The following is a 17005-nucleotide window of genomic DNA, read 5'->3' on the forward strand; positions in this document are numbered from 1 at the left end:
GCCGAAACCCTGGATTCTCGGCATATCATGGACCGAACGAACGGTCGGTTGGGATTGGTGATACGGATGACGGCACAGCAGGCCGACGCGTCGGCCCCCGACGGCGCTCCGCCCGCGCTGCAGGAGCACTTCGAGGCGACGATCGAGCGCGACCAGCGGATCGAGCCGCGCGACTGGATGCCGGAGGGCTACCGCAAGACGCTGATCCGGCAGGTCGCGCAGCACGCGCACTCGGAGATCATCGGCATGCAGCCGGAGGGCGAGTGGATCACGCGCGCACCGTCGCTGCGCCGCAAGGCGATCCTGTTCGCCAAGGTCCAGGACGAGGCGGGACACGGCCTGTACCTGTACTCGGCGGCCGAGACCCTCGGCGCCGACCGTGCCGAACTCACCGAGCGGCTGATCGAAGGGCGCCAGAAGTACTCGTCGATCTTCAACTACCCGACGCTGAGCTTCGCGGACGTCGGCGTGATCGGCTGGTTCGTGGACGGCGCGGCCATCTGCAACCAGGTGCCGCTGTGCCGTTCGTCCTACGGGCCGTACGCGCGCGCCATGGTGCGCATCTGCAAGGAGGAGTCCTTCCACCAGCGGCAGGGCTACGAGCTGCTGATGACGATGATGCGTGGCACCGAGGCCCAGCGGGACATGGTGCAGGACGCGGTGAACCGCTGGTGGTGGCCGTCCCTGATGATGTTCGGGCCGCCCGACGACGCCTCGCCCAACTCGGCGCAGTCGATGGCCTGGAAGATCAAGCGGCACAGCAACGACGAGCTCCGTCAGCGATTTGTCGACATGACCGTCCCGCAGGCCGAGAAGCTCGGCATCACCCTGCCCGACCCGGAGCTGCGCTGGAACGAGGAGCGTGGCCGGCACGATTTCGGCACGCCGGACTGGGCCGAGCTCATGCGGGTCATCAAGGGCGACGGCCCCTGCAACACCGAACGGATCGAGCGGCGACGAGCCGCTCACGAAGAAGGCGCCTGGGTGCGCGAAGCGGCCAGTGCGCACGCTGCCAAGCAGGCGGCCCGCGCTGCGAAGGGAGCGGTGGCATGACCTCCGACAAGCACGGTTGGCCCCTGTACGAGGTGTTCGTGCGCGGCAAGCGCGGCCTCAACCACGTCCACGTGGGCTCGCTGCACGCCGCCGACGACGCGATGGCGCTCACGCACGCGCGTGACCTCTACACCCGCCGCAACGAGGGCGTGAGCATCTGGGTGGTGCGCTCCGAGCACATCGCCGCCTCCACGCGCGACGAGAAGGACCCCTTCTTCGCGCCGAGCGCGGACAAGGTGTACCGCCACCCCACCTTCTACGACATCCCCGACGACGTCCCCCACATCTAGGAGCAGGGCATGAGTGACGACCACGTCTACATGACCCTCGCCGAGGGACACGACGACAGTGACGCCCGCTGGGCCTTCGGCACCGGGTTCGAGGACCCGCTGCACGGCGTCAGCACGGCCGTTCCCGAGGACGTCGACCGTGCGGAACTGGCCGCGATCTGCCTGGCGCTGGGCGACGACGCCCTCGTCACCGCCCAGCGGCTGGCCGAATGGACCACGCGCGCACCGGAGTTGGAGGAGGAGGTCGCCCTCGCCAACATCGGCCTCGACTTCCTCGGCCAGGCCCGGCTGCTCTACGCCCGCTGCGGCCAGGTCGACGGCACGGAGCGCGGCGAGGACGCCTACGCCTACTTCCGCGACGCGGACGACTTCCGCAACGTGACGCTGGCCGAACTGCCCAACGGGGACTTCGCGTTCTCCATCGCCCGGCTGCTGGTCCTCTCCAGCTGGCGCCTGGCCCACTTCGAGCGCCTCGCCGGCTCCGCCGACCCGGTGCTCGCCGCGATCGCCGCCAAGGGCGTGAAGGAGCTGACCTACCACCGGCAGTACGCGGCGGAGTGGGCCGTCCGGCTCGGCGACGGAACGGACGAGTCCCACCGGCGCATGCAGGCCGGCCTCGACCAAGTGACCGCGCACCTGGGCGAGTTGTTCGCCGCCCACGACGCCCGGACCGCGCTGCTCGCGGTGCTGGAGCAGGTCACCGAGGCCGCGGGCCTGAACCTGCCCGACGTGCCGCAGCCGACCGCCGGCGGTGGACGCGAAGGCGACCACTCCGAGCACCTCGCCCCGCTGCTGGCGGAACTGCAGGGCGTGGCCCGCGCGCATCCGGAGGCGACATGGTGACCACGCTCACCGCCGACCGGCGTGCCCGGCACGTCGCCGAGCAGGTGCCCGACCCCGAGCTGCCCATGCTCACGCTCGCCGACCTCGGCGTGCTGCGGGACGTCACGGTCGACGCCGACGGCACGGTCGTCGCCTCCCTCACGCCGACGTACTCGGGCTGCCCGGCCATGGCCGAGATGCGCGCCGGTGTCGCGGCGAGGCTCAAGGGCGCCGGCTACGAGCAGGTGGAGGTCCGCACGGTCCTGGACCCGCCGTGGTCCACCGACTGGATCACCGCGGAGGGCCGCCGCAAGCTCGCAGAGCACGGCATCGCGCCGCCCGGGCCGGCGCTGCGCCCCTCGGCCGGCCCGGTGCCGCTCCTGCTGTCCCCGACCCGCCGCGTGGTGCCCTGCCCGCGCTGCGGAGCGACGGACACGGAGGAGACCTCCCGCTTCGGCGCCACCTCCTGCAAGGCGCTGTGGCGCTGCCGCGCCTGCCAGGAACCGTTCGAGTACGTCAAGGAGATCTGATGGAGGACCTGTTGGCCACCGAGGCCGCCGCTCCCTCGCCGGCGCGGCGGGCCCGCCGCCGCCCGGCCTTCCACACCCTGCGGGTCGCGGACGTGCAGCACCTGTGCGAGGACGCCGTCGCGGTGAGCTTCGACGTGCCCGAGGAACTGGCGCAGGAGTTCGCCTTCGAGCCGGGGCAGTCGCTCACCCTGCGCCGCGAGATCGAGGGACGGGACGAGCGGCGCTCGTACTCGATCTGCTCCCCGGCGGGTTCCCGGCCCCGGATCGGTGTCCGCGTGGTCCCCGGCGGCCTGTTCTCCTCCTGGCTGGTGAGCGAGGTCAAGCCCGGCGACTCCGTCGACGTGATGGGCCCGGTGGGTGTCTTCACTCCCGACCTGACCACGCCCGGACACCACGTGCTCATCGCGGCCGGCTCGGGCATCACGCCCATGGTCTCCATCGCCGAGTCCGTCCTCGCCGCCGACGAGGGCTCGCGCGTCACCCTGTTCTACGGCAACCGCCGTACGGACTCGGTGATGTTCGCCGACGAGCTGGCCGACCTGAAGGACCTCTACCCCTCCCGCTTCCAGCTCGCGCACGTGCTGTCCCGGGAGCCGCGTGAGGCCGACCTGCTGACCGGCCGCCTCGACGCGGACCGGCTCGCCGCGCTCGTCGACGGCCTGGTCGACGTCTCCGAGGCCGACCACTGGTGGCTGTGCGGCCCCCACGGCATGGTGCTCGACGCCCAGAAGGTCCTCACGGGACTGGGAGTGCCCGAGAACCGGGTCCACCAGGAGCTCTTCTTCGCCGGCGAGGAGCCGTTCGTTCCGGTGCGGCACGAGGAGAGCAAGGCCGACGGTCCGGTCAGTGAGGTCACCATCGTCCTGGACGGCCGCACCACCACCTCCGCGCTCTCCCGCGAGTCCTCCATCCTGGACTCCGCCTCCCGCGTCCGCCCCGACCTGCCCTTCGCCTGCAAGGGCGGCGTCTGCGGCACCTGCCGCGCCCAGGTCACCGAGGGCGAGGCGGACATGCGGCGCAACTACGCGCTGGAACCCGCCGAGGTCGACGCCGGCTATGTGCTGACCTGCCAGACCTTCCCCTGCTCCGACACCCTGACCGTCGACTACGACTCCTGAGGTGCGGCTGCCCGCCCGGGCAGTTGTTGAACGTGTTCAAAACCTCTGGCATGATGCGTCGTGTCGCTGGGATCGCCGGTCGAGGGGGCCACGCCATGACGAGTTCGCTTCTCATGCCACGAGGCCGCGTGCGCGCGGCCTCGGCCGATCACGAGAGGGCCGCGGGGAGCACGGCCCCGACGCCGATCCTCAACTGGCGGCATCCGCAGGTCGCTTCGCTGCTACGGCGGATCGACCTGGCGGTCGGCCCGGGAGACGCGGCGGATCCGGCCCACCGGATGGCGGCTCTGCGTCAGGCCCACCGATGCATCGCCGCGACCGTACGGCCGGTGTACTCGGTGGAGGACGCGCGGCCGGTGTCGCAGGTGCTGCGGCGCGGCCGCGGGTCGTGCAGCCAGCGGCTGGCCGTGCTGGAATCCGTGGCGCGGGCGTCGGGGGTGCCCACGCGGGTGCGCGGGCTGCTGGTGGACGGGACGTTCTGGTATCCGCGGTTCCCCCGGCTGCATCGCCTCGTCCCGCACCAAGTGGTGCTCGCCTGGCCGGAATTCCTCCTCGCAGGCCTGTCTGTCACCGACCATCCCGCGGCGCCCTGGCTGCCCGTATCGGAACTCTTCGGCGATCTGGACGAGTTGAGCGGTGAGGCCGGCGGCGGCTTCACCAACTCCGGTGCGGAGACGCTGTTCGAGGCACTTTCCAGGACGGCGATCGACTGGGACGGCTCAACCCTCTGCCCGGCCTCCGGCGCCACCTGCGACCTCTCCGCCTACGTCCTCGCCGACCTCGGCCACTTCGACTCCCGCGACGAACTCTTCACCCACCACGGCCAGACCCTCTGCCCGACGGCGAGGACCATCGCGGAGCCGGTCCTGGGACGCCGCGCGGCGGGCGTCTAGCGGTCGCGGGGGCCGGTCATGCGGAGCGTTCCAGGGCTCCGTGCCGCATTCGACTCACGTGACGCACTCGTCGCCTCGCACGACCAAGCACTCTGCGCGACGGTTAGGGCGATCGCGGAGCGGGTCCTGGGGCGCCGCGCGGCGGGCGTTGACGGTCGCGGGGCCGGGTCAGGCGGAGCGCTCCAGGCCTGCCCATCGCCTTCGGCTCGCGTGATGCATTCGTCGTCGGCCGCGGCCAGGCGCGTCGGCCGACGGCGAGGACCATCGCGGAGCCGGTCCCGGGGCGCCGCGCGGCGGGCGTTGACGGTCGCGGGGCCGGGTCAGGCGGAGCGCTCCAGGGCCGCCCATCGCCTTCGGCTCGCGTGATGCATTCGTCGTCGGCCGCGGCCAGGCGCGTCGGCCGACGGCGAGGACCATCGCCGAACCGGTCCTGGGGCGCCGCGTGGCGGGCGTTGACGGTCGCGGGGCCGGGGCAGGCGGAGCGCTCCAGGCCTGCCCACCGCCTTCTGCTCGCGTGACGCGTTCGTCGCCGGCGCGGCCAGACGTTCCGCCCGACGGCGAGGACCATCGCCGAGCCGGTCTTCGGGCGCCGCGCGGTAGGTGTCTGGCGGTCGGGGGCTGTCGGGCGGAGCCGTCAGGGCTGCCCGTCGCATTCGGCTCCCGCGACGAACTCTTCGCCTGGTGTGGCCAGACGTTCTGCCTGACGGGGGACGACCATCGGCGAGCCGGTCCTCGGGCGCCGCGCGGTAGGTGTCTGGCGGTCGGGGGCGGTCGGGCGGAGCCGTCAGGGCTGCGCGCCGCACCCGACTCCCGCGACGCACATTCCTCGCCCCCGCGCGGCCAGGCACTCTTCCCGACGGCGAGGACCACGCCGAGCCGGTCCTCGGACGCCGTGCGCCGCGCGGTAGCGGTCCGGCGGTCGCGGAGTAGGTCAGGCGGAGCCCTCCAGGGTCGCCTGCCAAACCGGGCTGTCGACATAGTGGTTGTCGAAGCGTTCGGAGGACTCGGCGATCTCCTTCGGGTCCGCCTCGCCCCGCATCACCCGGCCGAGCAGGCGCAGGTAGTCGAACCTGGCCATGCCGGGGGTGAAGACGAACAGGACGTCCGCCTCGCTGTCCGGCGCTGCCGCGAAGGCGTGCGGGGTGTGCGGAGGCACCGCGAGGAAGTCGCCCTCCTTCAGGACGGTGACCTCTTCGCCCACCAGGACCTGCAGCGCCCCGCCGATCACGAAGAACAGTTCCGACGCTCGTGTGTGGAAGTGGGCCGGAGCCCCCACCGCGCCCTTCGCGAAGGTGGACCGGTAGGTGGTGAAGCCCCCCGAGGTGCCGTCCGAGTCGGCCAGGAGCGTCATCACGGTGCTCGGGTCGGCGGTCGTCTCGGCCTCGGCCTTGCGGGTCAGGACCACGGCGGGCGGCAGATTCAGCGCAGACGTCATTGGTGTCTCCTCGAGGTTCCCTCAGCCTTGATAATCTCAACGTTAAGATAAAAGCAGTCTGGCTACCTCAACGTCAAGTATCTTAACGTTGAGAGGATGTCCGTCGAGGGAAGTGGTGGAGATGAGCGATGTCGTCGACGCGATCATCGGTCAGTGGGCCGAGGAGCGCCCCGATCTGGTGGCGGACCTCTGGCCGGTGGAACTCCTCGCCAGGATCCAGCGCCTGGCCCGGGTCGTCGACAAGTCCGCCCGGGCCACGGCGGCCGCGCACGGAGTGGAGCACGGCGAGTTCGACGTGCTCACCACGCTCCAGCGCTCCGGACCCCCCTACGCCCTCACCGCGGGGACATTCCTCAAGGCGTCCATGGTGACCTCCGGCGCCATCACCAACCGCATCGACAAGATGGAGGCCAAGGGCCTGGTCGAGCGGGTGCGCGAGAGCGACGACCGGCGCACCGTCGAGATCCGCCTCACCGAGCACGGGCACGAGGTCACCCGGGCCGCCTTCGCCGACCACCTCGCCGACTACGCCCGCCTGCTCGCCGGCGTCGACCGCGATCTGGTGGAGAAGACCGCCGAGGGCCTGCGGCAGATGCTGGAGAGCCTGGGGGACACCACCGGCAGATGAGGGCCGGCCGGGTGGCCGGTCGAGCGGAAGGCCCAGGCGTTCAGGATGCGTTCAGGTAGACGCTGCCAAGATCATGTGTGGCGATCGCCGGTCCGTGGTCGCCCAGCTCGGGGCGCTTGGCCCCCGTCACGAGGGCCGGGCGCCCTGCTGTTCGACCTCACAAGGAGCCCCACACCTTGCGACAGCCGGAAGTCCTCACCGACCTCGACGCCGCGAGCGCGCGGAAGTCGGTGATGAAAAAACTGCCCGAAGTGACGCTGGCCTTCTGGATCATGAAGATCGCCGCGACGACGCTGGGCGAGACCGCCGGAGACCTCTTCTCCCAGACCCTCAAACTGGGCTACTTCCTCACCACGGTCGCCCTGTTCCTGATCTTCGTGGTGACGCTGGTCGTCCAACTGCGCTCCCGCCACTACAACCCGTTCTTCTACTGGACCGTGATCCTGTCGACCAGCATGGCCGGCACCACGACGTCCGACTTCATGAACCGCGACGCCAGCGCCAAGTACCTCTCGGGCGGCTCCACTTCGCTGGGCTGGGGGCCGCAGGGCCTGGGCCTCGGCTATCCGGTCGGCGCGGGGATCCTGGTCTCGATCCTGCTGGTCATCTTCGCCGTGTGGAAGCTGAGCGGGATGACCTTCCAGATCCGCGACATCGTCGCCTTCCGCGGCGAGGCCCTGTTCTGGTCGGCGATCCTCGTCTCCAACACGCTCGGCACCTCCATGGGCGACTTCCTGTCCGACAGTTCCGGCCTCGGCTACGCGGGCGGCGCGCTGCTCGTGACGGGGGCGCTCGCCGTACTGGTCGCGCTGATGAAGGCACCCGTGGTGCCGAACGTGCTGCTGTTCTGGATCGCCTTCGTCCTGACCCGCCCGCTGGGAGCCACTGCCGGCGACTTCCTGACCAAGCCGGTCGACAAGGGCGGCATGAACCTCGGGACGCCGGGCTCGTCGGCCGTCCTGCTCGCCGTCCTTCTCGCCCTGATGGCCTATGCGCAGATCCAGGAACGCAAGACCGCCGCCGAGCGGCTGCCCGAGCGGGAGCCGGTCACCCAACGGGCCGACTGAGAGCGGGCCTTGGCCTGCGCTCACCCCGCAGGCAGATCGGCGGTGAAACGCGCTCCTGAGGTGTGGCCGGGATCATGGACCACCTCGCCTCCGACGGCGCGGGCCAGGCGTCGCGCAAGCGGCAGCCCGAGGCCCGCGCCGTCGTGCCCGTCGCCGAGGTCGGCGCGGCGCCCGGGCTGGAAGAGGTCGTCGACGAACGCCTCCGGCACGCCGGGACCGTCGTCCGTCACGTCGATCCGCACGCCGCCGGGAACGTGCCGCGCGGCCACGGTCACGGTGGAGCTGGCGTAGCGGACGGCGTTGGTCAGCAGCGGGCTGACGATGCGTTCGAGCAGCGCGGGTGCGACGCCCGCCTCCAGGTCCGGATCCGGTACGTCGACGACCGTCTTCACCTGGTCCTGTGCGCCGAGGCCGTCGACAAGTCGGTGCAGGACGGGTGCGACGGCGGCGGAGCCGGGGGCCCCGGTGGCGCTCTGCGCGGATTCACGGGCGTCGTTCAGCAACGTGTCGCAGATGGTGCGCATGGACTGGGCGGCCTCGCTGATCGCCTCGTGAGTGGCGCGGGTCTCGGCGGCGGAGCGGGGACGGGAACGCCACCAGTCGAGCTCGATGACGATCCGGGTGAGCGGGGTGCGCAGCTCGTGGGACAGCTCGCCCGTCAGTTGCTGCTCGTGGCGCAGCACCGCGCGGATACGGTCCAGGAGGGCGTCCAACGAGCCGCCAAGGCGGGCCAGTTCGGCCGGATGCTCCGCGGCGCCGAAGCGCTCGTCCGAACCGACGGCGCTCCACTGCGTGGCCTGGTCGGTCATGGTGCGCACCGGCCGCAGCGCCCGGCCGACTGCCAGGCGGGTCAGCGCGTACGTGCACGCCAGCATGACGGCGTCCAGGATCAGCGAGCCCAGCAGCAGGCTTTCGGCCGAATTGCGGTAGGGGGCGAGATCGAGGGCTGTGACCACCGTGGCACCGCTGCCGTGGTGACCGGGCACGGGCTGGGAGCAGAGCCGTAGGACATCGGGGCTCTGGGCCTCGATGTCCGTGCAGGCCTTGTGGCTCTGCGCGGCGAGCCGGCCGGCGGCCCGGGCCAGCGATCCGTCGTCGGCCGTCGCGGGCGGACTCTCCAGGAGATGCGTTCCGGCGTAGATCCACACGTTCGAGTCGAGGAGGCGGTCGTTGTCGGACTCGACGACCCGTACCCGAGGGCCCCTCGTGTCGATGGTGGTGGCGACCGCGGCCGCACGGTTGTGCAGCTCGTCGTCCGCCTGGTGCTGCAGGTGACGGTTCATCACGATGTTGAATATGAGCGTCAGGGCGGCCATCACCAGCGCGGCGGTGGTCAGCGCGACGAGCGAGAGCCTGCCTCGCAGGGTGCGGGGCGCGAGACTGCGCAGAAGACGGTTCACGACAGCCGGTGTCCGATCCCGCGTGCCGTGTTCAGGCTCAGGTCGCTGCCGGCTTCGCGCAGCTTGCGGCGCAGTCTGCTCAGGTACTGGTCCAGTGTGTTGTCGCTGACCTGTGCGCCGTCCGGCCAGGCGGCCCGGACGAGGTCGCGGCGGCGCACCAGGTCGCCGTTGGCCGCCACCAGCGTGCCGAGCAGCCGGAACTCGGTGGGGGAGAGGTCGACTTCGACCTTGCCGATGCTGGCCCGGTGGCGGGTCGCGTCGAGGATCAGGTCTCCGTTCTTCGCGACGGCGGAGGGCGCGGCGCGCTTGAGTGTGGCCCGCAGCCGGGCGATGAGTTCGGCGAGGTGGAACGGCTTGGGCAGGTAGTCGTCGCCGCCCGCGGAGAACCCGGACAGGCGGTCGGTGAGGTGGTGGCGGGCGGTCAGGAAGATGACCGGGGCTGTGAAGCCGTTGGCGCGCAGCGCCTGGCAGACGTCCCGGCCGTCCGCGTCGGGCAGGCCGATGTCCAGGACGACCGCGGCGATACCGTCGGTGCCCAGCCGCAGCGCGGTGGCGCCGTCGACGGCGAGCACTGGCTCGAACCCTTCGTCCGACAGGCTGCGGCGCAGTACGTCACGCAGAGCGTGATCGTCCTCAACGATCAGGATCTTGTGACGCATGGTCCTCCGCCGGATCGGGGGTCGTGGGGGCCGTGCCCGAGAGCACCGAGGCGGGCAGCCATCGGGCCATCGCCCACAGGCATATGGCAAGCCAGCCGGTGGCGAGCAGCCAGCCTCCGAGGACGTCGGTGAGCCAGTGCACGCCGAGGTAGATGCGGGAGAGGCCGACCGCGAGGGCCCAGCACCCGATGGTGATCCGCAGCAAGGGGGCACCGCGCGGGGCGCGCAACGAGACCGCGGCGATCAGCAGCCCGGCGGTCATCGCGGCCGTGGTGGTGTGCCCCGAGGGGAACGACCAGCCGCTCGCGTGCGTGGCCCAGTCGGCGCCCGCGGGACGGGCCCGGTGGACGAGGGCCATCACCCCGTAGCGCAGCGCCTGTCCCACCGTCAGACAGGCAAGGCCGAGAAGGGAGAGTGTGAGGCGGTGTCTCGCCGTGCGTCCGACGGCCAGAGCGCTCAGCAGGACCAGCGCGTACGGGACGACTCCGGTCCCGGTGTCGGTCACCCCGCGGGCCATGGCCTGGGCCACCACCGGGCGATGGCCGACCGACCAGTCCAGCAGACCGCTGTCCGGCCACAGGGGAACGCCCTGCTTGCCCACCACGACTGCGGCGAGCACCGCGAACGCCGCCCAGGCGCCGAGGGCGACGCTGCCGGCCAGGTCTGCGGTGTCACGCCGGTTCATGCGGCCCAGGCTCCTTCCTCGGGAACGATGCGACGTGGCCGACGGATGGAGACGGATGTCCAGAGCGGCGCACGGGGTCTACAGAGAAGTAGACGGTCTACAGAACTGTAGACGATCGACGCGACCGGGACGTTCCCGAAGGTGGGCCGCACGGCTCCTCGAGATGCGGTGGTTCATGGCCCGAAGCCCGAAAGATACCTCCTACAACCAGTAGAAAGTGCGGGGTAACCTGTGCGGAGAGGTCGCGAAGGAAGGCAGACGGTGGAGTACCGAGAGGACGACGAGGTCCGCGGGGCGTCCGGCAGGAGAGCGCGCGGCGAACTGGAGAGCGATGTGCTCGCCGCGCTCTGGGCCGTCGGCGGGCCGCAGACCGCGCGCGACGTCCGGGACCGGCTGCCGGGTGATCTCGCGTACACGACCGTCCTGACCATCCTGTCCCGGCTGCACGACAAGGGCATGCTCGTCAGGCGCCGCGAGGGCCGCGGATACGCCTACGAACCGATACGGGACGAGGCCTCCCACACCGCCCAGCGCATGCACTCGCTGTTGCAGGGCGGCTCCGACCGCGAGGCGGTGCTGGCCCGGTTCGTCTCCGAACTGTCCGAGCAGGACGAGCACGTGCTCCAGCAGTTGCTGACCGGGCACGGCGTACCGGACGAGAGTGAGCGCGACCGCAGGAAGCGGTGAATCAGTGCTGATCAGCGTCTACATCCCCTTCATCGTGACGGCTGTCGTCGCGGTTCTCGCGCCCGCCATGGCGCGCCGGCTGCCGCCCCGCCCCGCCGCCTGGGCGCTGGCCTGCATCGCGCTCGTGACCGCGGTCGGCTGGGCGGGCGCGCTCGCCCTGCTGGCGTTCACCGGTGTGGCCCAGATTCCGGAGATCGCGGAGGAGGGCCGCTGGTCCGTGGCCGTGCTCCAGGCCGAGGATCCGGTCTCTTTCGGCGTCGCGGCCGGCAGCGCCCTGGTGCTGACCGCGGGTGTCGTCTCCCTGGTCGTGGCTGCCGTACGGCAGGTCAGGCACCTGTTCTGGGCGCGGCGGGAATGTGCCCGGCTGCCGGGCGACCTGGAGCTGACCGTCGTCGACGACGAGGCCCCGATGGCCTTCGCGCTCCCCGGGGCGCCGGGGCGCGTCGTGGTCTCGCGGGGCATGCTGCGCTGTCTCGGTGACGTCGAGCGTGACGCCCTGTTCGCGCACGAGCGGGCGCATCTGCGTGGCCGCCACCATCTCTTCCAGGCGCTGTGGCGGCTCGCGGCGGCGCTGAACCCGCTGCTCCGGCCGCTGGCCACCGCGGGCGGCTTCGTCCTGGAGCGCTGGGCCGACGAGGAGGCCGCGCGGCGCGTCGGTGACCGCAGGGCCGTCGCGCACGCCGTCGGACGTGCCGCTCTCGCGTCCGCCGCCTCCCGCCGTCCCGTGCTGGCCGCCAACGGCGGATCGGTACCGCAGCGGGTGCGAGCCCTGCTTGGCCCGCCGCCCGCCCGCCGCAGGCTGCCCTTCGTGGCGGGCGGTGTGCTGCTGGCGGTGTGCTGCGCGAGCCTGGTCAACGCCGCCTCCGACAGCGATCAGATGCTGGACCGGGCCCAGTCGGCGCACTGTGCGACGCACACCGGCACGGCGAGCGCGTTGTCGGTGGAACTTCACCGGAGCGACGCCGGCCGGCCGACGCGCTGAGCCGCTGACCCCGGCGGACGTGCTCCACCCTCGGTTCATCTACTACGGCATGTAGAGTGGCCATGTCTCTACGTCTTGTAGTAGGTGAGGTTGGGGCGATGACCGGAACCCAGTACATGGCGCCACCGCGCTCCGCCCGGCCGCCGGGCGCCGTCGCGCGGTGGAAGTGGGGAGAAGAGCCATGGCTGGCGGCAGTGGCCGTCGCCTTCACGGTGGCCCAACTGGTCCTGGTGCGGCCGACGTTGGGGCTCGGCTGGGACGAGACGGTCTACATCAGCCAGGTCAGCGGGCACGCCCCGGCCGCGTTCTTCAGTGCCCCGCGAGCGCGCGGGGTCTCCCTGCTGGTGGCTCCGGTCACCTCGTGGTCGTCGTCCACGACCCTGCTGCGGGTGTATCTCGCCCTGCTGTCCGGCCTGGGCATGTATCTGGCACTGCGCGCGTGGCGCGGCCTGTTCCCGGTCCACGTACTGGCGCTGGCCGGGGCGCTGTCCGCCTCGCTGTGGGTGACGCTGTTCTACGGTCCGCAGGCGATGCCCAACCTCTGGGTCGCGTTCGCCGCGCTCGCGGCGGTGGGCTGCTTCCTGCGCGCACAGGCGGACCGCACCCGGTCCGCCCCGGCCTGGGGGCTCGGGGCCGGCGCGGCCCTGATGGCGCTGATGCGGCCGACGGACGCGGTGTGGGTGAGCCTTCCGCTTCTGGTGGCCCTCGTCGCCGTACGGCGATGGCGCCATGGACGGCTGCTGCTCGCCCTGGCCGCGGGGCTGGTGGCGGGCGCGAGCGAATGGGTGGTGGAGGCGTACGTCAGCTTCGGCGGTCTCGCCCAGCGGTTGTCCGACGGCTCGCGCATCCAGGGCGGACTCGGCTGGAACAACGCCGTCGGTGATCAGCTGCGCAGCCTAGGCGGCCGCACCCTGTGCCGCCCGTGCGCGGGGGCGATGCCCAACACGGCCGTGACCCTGTGGTGGTTCGCGCTGCCCGTCCTGGCCGTGCTCGGCCTGGTGGTCGCCGTCCGGGCGCGCCGCGCCGCGCCCGTGGTGCTGCCCGGCGTCTGCGCCGTGTCGGCCGCCGTCCCCTACCTCTTCCTGATCGGCTACGCGGCGCCTCGCTTCCTGCTTCCCGTCTACGCACTGCTGTCGCTGCCGGTCGCCGTCGCGCTGGTGCACCTGGTGACCGTGCCGCGCGGCCGCCTGCGCCCGCTCGTCGTGGCGGCGGTCGCGATCGGCCTCCTCGGGCATCTGGCGATCCAGGCGGTCGTGCTGGGGCACGTGGTCGACCGCACGACCGCAAGCCACGAAAGCTGGGCGCGCATCGCCGAGCGCCTGCACCGCGACGGCGTACGGACGCCATGCCTGATCACCGGAAGCGACGCGGCCGCGCCCCCGGTCCCGATCGCCTTCTACACCGGCTGCGCGTCCGCCGACACCGGCGGCCACAACGAGAACACCACCGCTGCCGCCCTCGTGAGCACCGCCCGCCAGGAGCCGGTCGCCGTCCTGACCGCCGACGGCGCCAAGCCGCCGTCCTACGCCCGAAGTTGGCACCCGGTCCACCTGGCCGGACGGGTGGACGCCTACCTCGCCCCCGGCCCCCGGAACGGGCTGGGTGCATGAGCGTCCCCTCCCTGGCGCCCGGGCGGACGGGCCGGCGTGCCTACCTGCACACCGCCGTCACCCTGCTGGTGCTGCTCATCGGTGCGGCGCTGGCCGTCCGCCACCGGCAGGTCCTCGACAGCGGGACGGATCACCTGGCCGTCGCGGACCGCGGCTGGCTGTTGCTGGCCGTCACGGCCGCGTGCGCGACGTGGGTGTGCGCGGCCCTGACCCAGCAGGGCGCGGTCGCCGCGCCGCTGCCCAGAGCCCGGCTGCTGGCGGCGCAGTTCTCGGCCTCCGCCGCCAACCACGTCATGCCTGCCGGACTCGGCGCGAGCACGGTCAACTGGCGCTTCCTGACCCGCTGCGGCCTCACTCCGGCCGCCACGGCGACCGCGCTCGCCCTCAAGGCGACCGCGGGCACCATCACCAGGGCCGCGCTGATCGGCGGACTGCTGGTCGCCGGCCCCGGCCTCATCCACCTCCCGCACCTCCCCGCCGCCACCGCCCTCCTCGCGCTGCTGCCCGGTGTGCTCCTGCTCCCGCCACTGCGCAGGCGCATCGGCCCGCTGCTGCGCACGGCGGTCGCCGAAGTCCGTACGGTGCACGCCCTCCCCGGTCGGGCCCCGGCACTGTGGGGCGGCTCGATCGCGTTCGCCGCCTCGCACGCGCTGACCGTCTACGCCGTCGCGCACGCCCTGGAACTGCCGCTCCCCGCGGCCAAGGTCGCGCTGGCCTACCTCGCGGCGAGCAGCGCCGCCGTACTGCTGCCCACACCGGGCGGCCTCGGCTCCCTGGACGCCGCGCTCACCTTCGCCCTGGTCGGCGTAGGAGCGCCGGGCCCGATGGCCGTCTCGGTCGTCCTCGGCTACCGGCTCCTGACGACCTGGCTGCCGCTGGTGCCGGGGCTCGTGGTGCTGGCGGTTCTGGCGCGCCGCAAGTTGGTGTGAGGCGGCGGGGCCGCCCCGCGGGCATGCGCCGAGCGCCGCGTGATACAGGTCACGCCAAAGTGTGACTGGATCTTGGAATGCGTGGTGACCCGGCGCTGCTGCACTGTTTGTGGGCTTGCCCTGTTTGGGGGTGCGCTGGGCAATGGTGCTCGTCGCGGCCGGCCGTGGTGCCGAGTGGGAACTCGGCGAACTCGGCCACTGCTCCCTTGTCCTTGGACGCATTCGTTGAAAGGTTCCCCCGCACCATGCCTTTGGCTCTGTTGGCCCTGGCTGTCGTCGCCTTCGGCATCGGCACCACCGAGTTCGCCACGATGGGGCTGCTGCCCCAGATCGCCGACGGGGTCGGTGTGTCGGTGCCCCATGCCGGCAACCTCGTGTCGGCCTATGCGCTCGGTGTGGTGGTCGGTGCCCCCGTCCTGACCGGAATCGGCGCGCGCGTGCCGCACGAGAAGCTGCTGCTGCTCCTGTCGGGCCTGTTCGTGGTCGGCAACGTCGCGTCGGCGTTCGCACCCAACTTCGGCCTGCTGTTCGCCGCACGCTTTCTGGCGGGGCTGCCGCACGGGGCGCTGTTCGGGGTCGGCGCCGTCGTCGCCTCCCGGCTGGTCGCGCCCGAACGGGCCGCGCGCGCCGTCTCGAGGATGTTCCTCGGACTGACCGTCGCGAACATCATCGGCGTCCCCGCCGGCACCGCCCTCGGCCAGCAGCTCGGCTGGCGGTCCGCCTACGGCGCCGTCGCCGTCATCGGCGTGGTCGCCCTCGCCGCGCTCGCCCTGTTCGTCCCGCACCAGCCGCGGGGCCGGCAGTCGGGCATCCGGCACGAGCTGCGGGCCATGGGCAACAAGCAGGTCGCGATCGGACTCGCCACCGCGGTGGTGGGCTTCGGCGGCTTCTTCGCCGTCTACAGCTATCTGGTCCCGATGCTGACGCACCTGACCGGCATCTCCGACTCCTCGACCACCCTGGTCCTCGCGCTCTACGGCGTCGGCATGACGCTCGGCACGCTCATCGCGGGCCCCCTCACGGACCGCGCCCTGCGCCCCACGATGTACGCGGGACTCGCCCTGCTCGCGGCGGGCCTGGTCGCCTTCTACTTCGCGGTCCACAGCACCGTCGCGGCGCTGCTGACGATCACCTTCATCGGCGCCATGGGCGCCTTGATCACCACGCCGGTCCAGATGCTGCTGATGGCCAAGGCCAAGAACGCCCCGACCATGGCCGCGGCCTCCAACCACTCCGCGTTCAACCTGGCCAACGCGGGCGGTGCGTGGCTGGGCGGACTGGCCATCTCCGCGGGCTGGGGCTGGGCTTCGCCGAGTCTCGTCGGCGCCGCCCTCGCCGTGGCGGGCCTCGGTATCGCTTTCACGGGCGGCCTCATGGACCGGGGCAGCAGGCACTCCGAAGTGATCACTTCGTCCGCCGGAGAGGGCCCGGCCGGAGCGGCGCTCGCCACGGCGGACCAGGACACGAGCCGAGCGGCCGAATTCGCGCCGCCGTCGGCGACGCCGGGGGAGCGGGCGTAGCCGGTCCTCTTGGCTACGGGCCGGCTGCGGTCAGCTGTGCGAGATGGCGCCGCAGCACCGCCCGTACCGTTTCCGGCGGCAGCCGCTCGGGATGGAGCGTGGCGTCGAAGGCGAGGCCGTCCAGTACGGCGGCGAAGTGCTCCGTCGCCACCGGGTCCGCCACGTCCAGGCGGTGCAGCAGCCGGCCGGTCACCGTTCGCAGCCCGTCATGGAGCTCGACGGCGATCGAGCCCAGAGCCGGATCGGTACGGGCGGCCACCGCGAACTCCAGCCAGACCGCGGTCTCGTCCGCCCGCGCCGCGTCCAGCGGCAGGAACTGGCCCGCGATCTCCTCGACCACCTCGTGCGGGTCGTCCTCGGGGCGCAGCACTTCCAGCTGGGCCCGGACCCGTGCCTCCACCCGCTTCACCATCTCGCGGGCGGCGGCACCGAGCAGTTCCCGGTGGCTGTCGAAGTAGTGCCGCACGGAGCCGACGGCGAGCCCGGCCTCCCCGGCCACGTTCTGCAGCGTCGCCTGCTGAATGCCTCCACGAGCCACGACCCGGAAGACGGCCTCCACCACCTCACGCCGCCGCTCGGCGGGGTCCACGATCTTCGGCATACGTTTTTTATAGCACGGCCATGCTACGGTTTATTTAGCACGGTCAAGCTAAAAACTCGTCGAGGCCGTCCACCGGCATCACTCCGGGCGGCCGGA

Annotated in this window: 18 protein-coding genes; 13 read left to right on the forward strand and 5 right to left on the reverse strand. The window is 72.0% G+C overall.

Going from position 1 to position 17005, the window contains the following annotated elements; all coding sequences use genetic code 11:
* The first annotated feature begins 66 nt into the window (after positions 1–66).
* The 6 genes from paaA to ACGFYN_RS31030 all read left to right on the forward strand — a co-directional run bounded on the left by paaA (position 67) and on the right by ACGFYN_RS31030 (position 4706).
* Entirely contained in the window at positions 67–1053 is a 987-nt protein-coding gene (gene paaA, locus ACGFYN_RS31005) for a 1,2-phenylacetyl-CoA epoxidase subunit PaaA (protein WP_393869211.1), read from the forward strand.
* Complete coding sequence (paaB, locus tag ACGFYN_RS31010; RefSeq protein ID WP_365588838.1) at positions 1050–1343, forward strand: 1,2-phenylacetyl-CoA epoxidase subunit PaaB; 294 nt, start codon at positions 1050–1052, stop codon at positions 1341–1343. Before paaA ends, paaB begins: the two co-directional genes overlap by 4 nt.
* A gap of 9 nt (positions 1344–1352) precedes the next feature.
* Positions 1353–2186, forward strand: a complete 834-nt coding sequence (paaC, locus tag ACGFYN_RS31015; protein WP_393869212.1) for a 1,2-phenylacetyl-CoA epoxidase subunit PaaC — start codon at positions 1353–1355, stop codon at positions 2184–2186.
* Positions 2180–2695 carry a 1,2-phenylacetyl-CoA epoxidase subunit PaaD gene (paaD, locus tag ACGFYN_RS31020; RefSeq protein ID WP_393869213.1) on the forward strand — a complete coding sequence of 172 codons (516 nt, stop codon included), beginning with the start codon at positions 2180–2182 and terminating at the stop codon, positions 2693–2695. Before paaC ends, paaD begins: the two co-directional genes overlap by 7 nt.
* A complete protein-coding gene (paaE, locus tag ACGFYN_RS31025; protein WP_393869214.1) occupies positions 2695–3813 on the forward strand; it encodes a 1,2-phenylacetyl-CoA epoxidase subunit PaaE in 1119 nt (372 codons plus the stop codon). Before paaD ends, paaE begins: the two co-directional genes overlap by 1 nt.
* A 95-nt stretch (positions 3814–3908) precedes the next feature.
* Positions 3909–4706: a transglutaminase domain-containing protein gene (locus ACGFYN_RS31030; protein WP_393869215.1), complete on the forward strand. Its 798-nt coding sequence runs from the start codon at positions 3909–3911 to the stop codon at positions 4704–4706.
* A gap of 931 nt (positions 4707–5637) precedes the next feature.
* Here the strand turns inward: ACGFYN_RS31030 and ACGFYN_RS31035 are convergent.
* Positions 5638–6141, reverse strand: coding sequence for a cupin domain-containing protein (locus ACGFYN_RS31035; RefSeq protein WP_393869216.1), 504 nt, complete (start codon positions 6139–6141; stop codon positions 5638–5640).
* Positions 6142–6262: 121 nt separating this feature from the next.
* On the opposite strand from ACGFYN_RS31035, the gene ACGFYN_RS31040 reads away from it, so the two are divergent.
* A complete protein-coding gene (locus tag ACGFYN_RS31040) occupies positions 6263–6769 on the forward strand; it encodes a MarR family winged helix-turn-helix transcriptional regulator (RefSeq protein WP_393869217.1) in 507 nt (168 codons plus the stop codon).
* A gap of 176 nt (positions 6770–6945) precedes the next feature.
* The gene (locus ACGFYN_RS31045) at positions 6946–7836 is read left to right on the forward strand and encodes a hypothetical protein (RefSeq protein WP_393869218.1); all 891 of its coding nucleotides are present in this window, start codon (positions 6946–6948) and stop codon (positions 7834–7836) included.
* 20 nt (positions 7837–7856) lie between these two features.
* Here the strand turns inward: ACGFYN_RS31045 and ACGFYN_RS31050 are convergent, their stop codons facing one another.
* From ACGFYN_RS31050 to ACGFYN_RS31060, 3 genes are read right to left on the reverse strand one after another with little or no spacing between them, the layout of a single operon-like run.
* On the reverse strand, positions 7857–9236 hold the full coding sequence (locus ACGFYN_RS31050) for a sensor histidine kinase (RefSeq protein ID WP_393869219.1): 1380 nt from the start codon (positions 9234–9236) through the stop codon (positions 7857–7859).
* Positions 9233–9895, reverse strand: a complete 663-nt coding sequence (locus ACGFYN_RS31055; protein ID WP_393869220.1) for a response regulator transcription factor — start codon at positions 9893–9895, stop codon at positions 9233–9235. Before ACGFYN_RS31055 ends, ACGFYN_RS31050 begins: the two co-directional genes overlap by 4 nt.
* A complete protein-coding gene (locus ACGFYN_RS31060; RefSeq protein WP_393869221.1) occupies positions 9870–10580 on the reverse strand; it encodes a phosphatase PAP2 family protein in 711 nt (236 codons plus the stop codon). The genes ACGFYN_RS31055 and ACGFYN_RS31060 overlap by 26 nt, the downstream gene beginning before the upstream one ends.
* Before the next feature lie 261 nt (positions 10581–10841).
* Between ACGFYN_RS31060 and ACGFYN_RS31065 the strand changes: the two genes are divergently transcribed.
* From ACGFYN_RS31065 to ACGFYN_RS31085, 5 genes are all read left to right on the forward strand, one after another.
* Complete coding sequence (locus tag ACGFYN_RS31065; protein ID WP_393869222.1) at positions 10842–11267, forward strand: BlaI/MecI/CopY family transcriptional regulator; 426 nt, start codon at positions 10842–10844, stop codon at positions 11265–11267.
* The gene (locus ACGFYN_RS31070; protein WP_393869223.1) at positions 11242–12249 is read left to right on the forward strand and encodes a M56 family metallopeptidase; all 1008 of its coding nucleotides are present in this window, start codon (positions 11242–11244) and stop codon (positions 12247–12249) included. The genes ACGFYN_RS31065 and ACGFYN_RS31070 overlap by 26 nt, the downstream gene beginning before the upstream one ends.
* Positions 12250–12347: 98 nt before the next feature.
* Positions 12348–13859, forward strand: a complete 1512-nt coding sequence (locus ACGFYN_RS31075; protein ID WP_393869224.1) for a hypothetical protein — start codon at positions 12348–12350, stop codon at positions 13857–13859.
* Positions 13856–14788 carry a YbhN family protein gene (locus tag ACGFYN_RS31080; protein WP_393869225.1) on the forward strand — a complete coding sequence of 311 codons (933 nt, stop codon included), beginning with the start codon at positions 13856–13858 and terminating at the stop codon, positions 14786–14788. Before ACGFYN_RS31075 ends, ACGFYN_RS31080 begins: the two co-directional genes overlap by 4 nt.
* A gap of 245 nt (positions 14789–15033) precedes the next feature.
* A complete protein-coding gene (locus ACGFYN_RS31085) occupies positions 15034–16308 on the forward strand; it encodes an MFS transporter (protein WP_393869226.1) in 1275 nt (424 codons plus the stop codon).
* A gap of 13 nt (positions 16309–16321) precedes the next feature.
* Here the strand turns inward: ACGFYN_RS31085 and ACGFYN_RS31090 are convergent, their stop codons facing one another.
* Positions 16322–16909: a TetR/AcrR family transcriptional regulator gene (locus ACGFYN_RS31090; RefSeq protein WP_393869227.1), complete on the reverse strand. Its 588-nt coding sequence runs from the start codon at positions 16907–16909 to the stop codon at positions 16322–16324.
* Positions 16910–17005: the final 96 nt, after the last annotated feature.

The sequence above is a fragment of the Streptomyces sp. NPDC048419 genome, assembly GCF_043200415.1.
GTDB lineage: Bacteria > Actinomycetota > Actinomycetes > Streptomycetales > Streptomycetaceae > Streptomyces.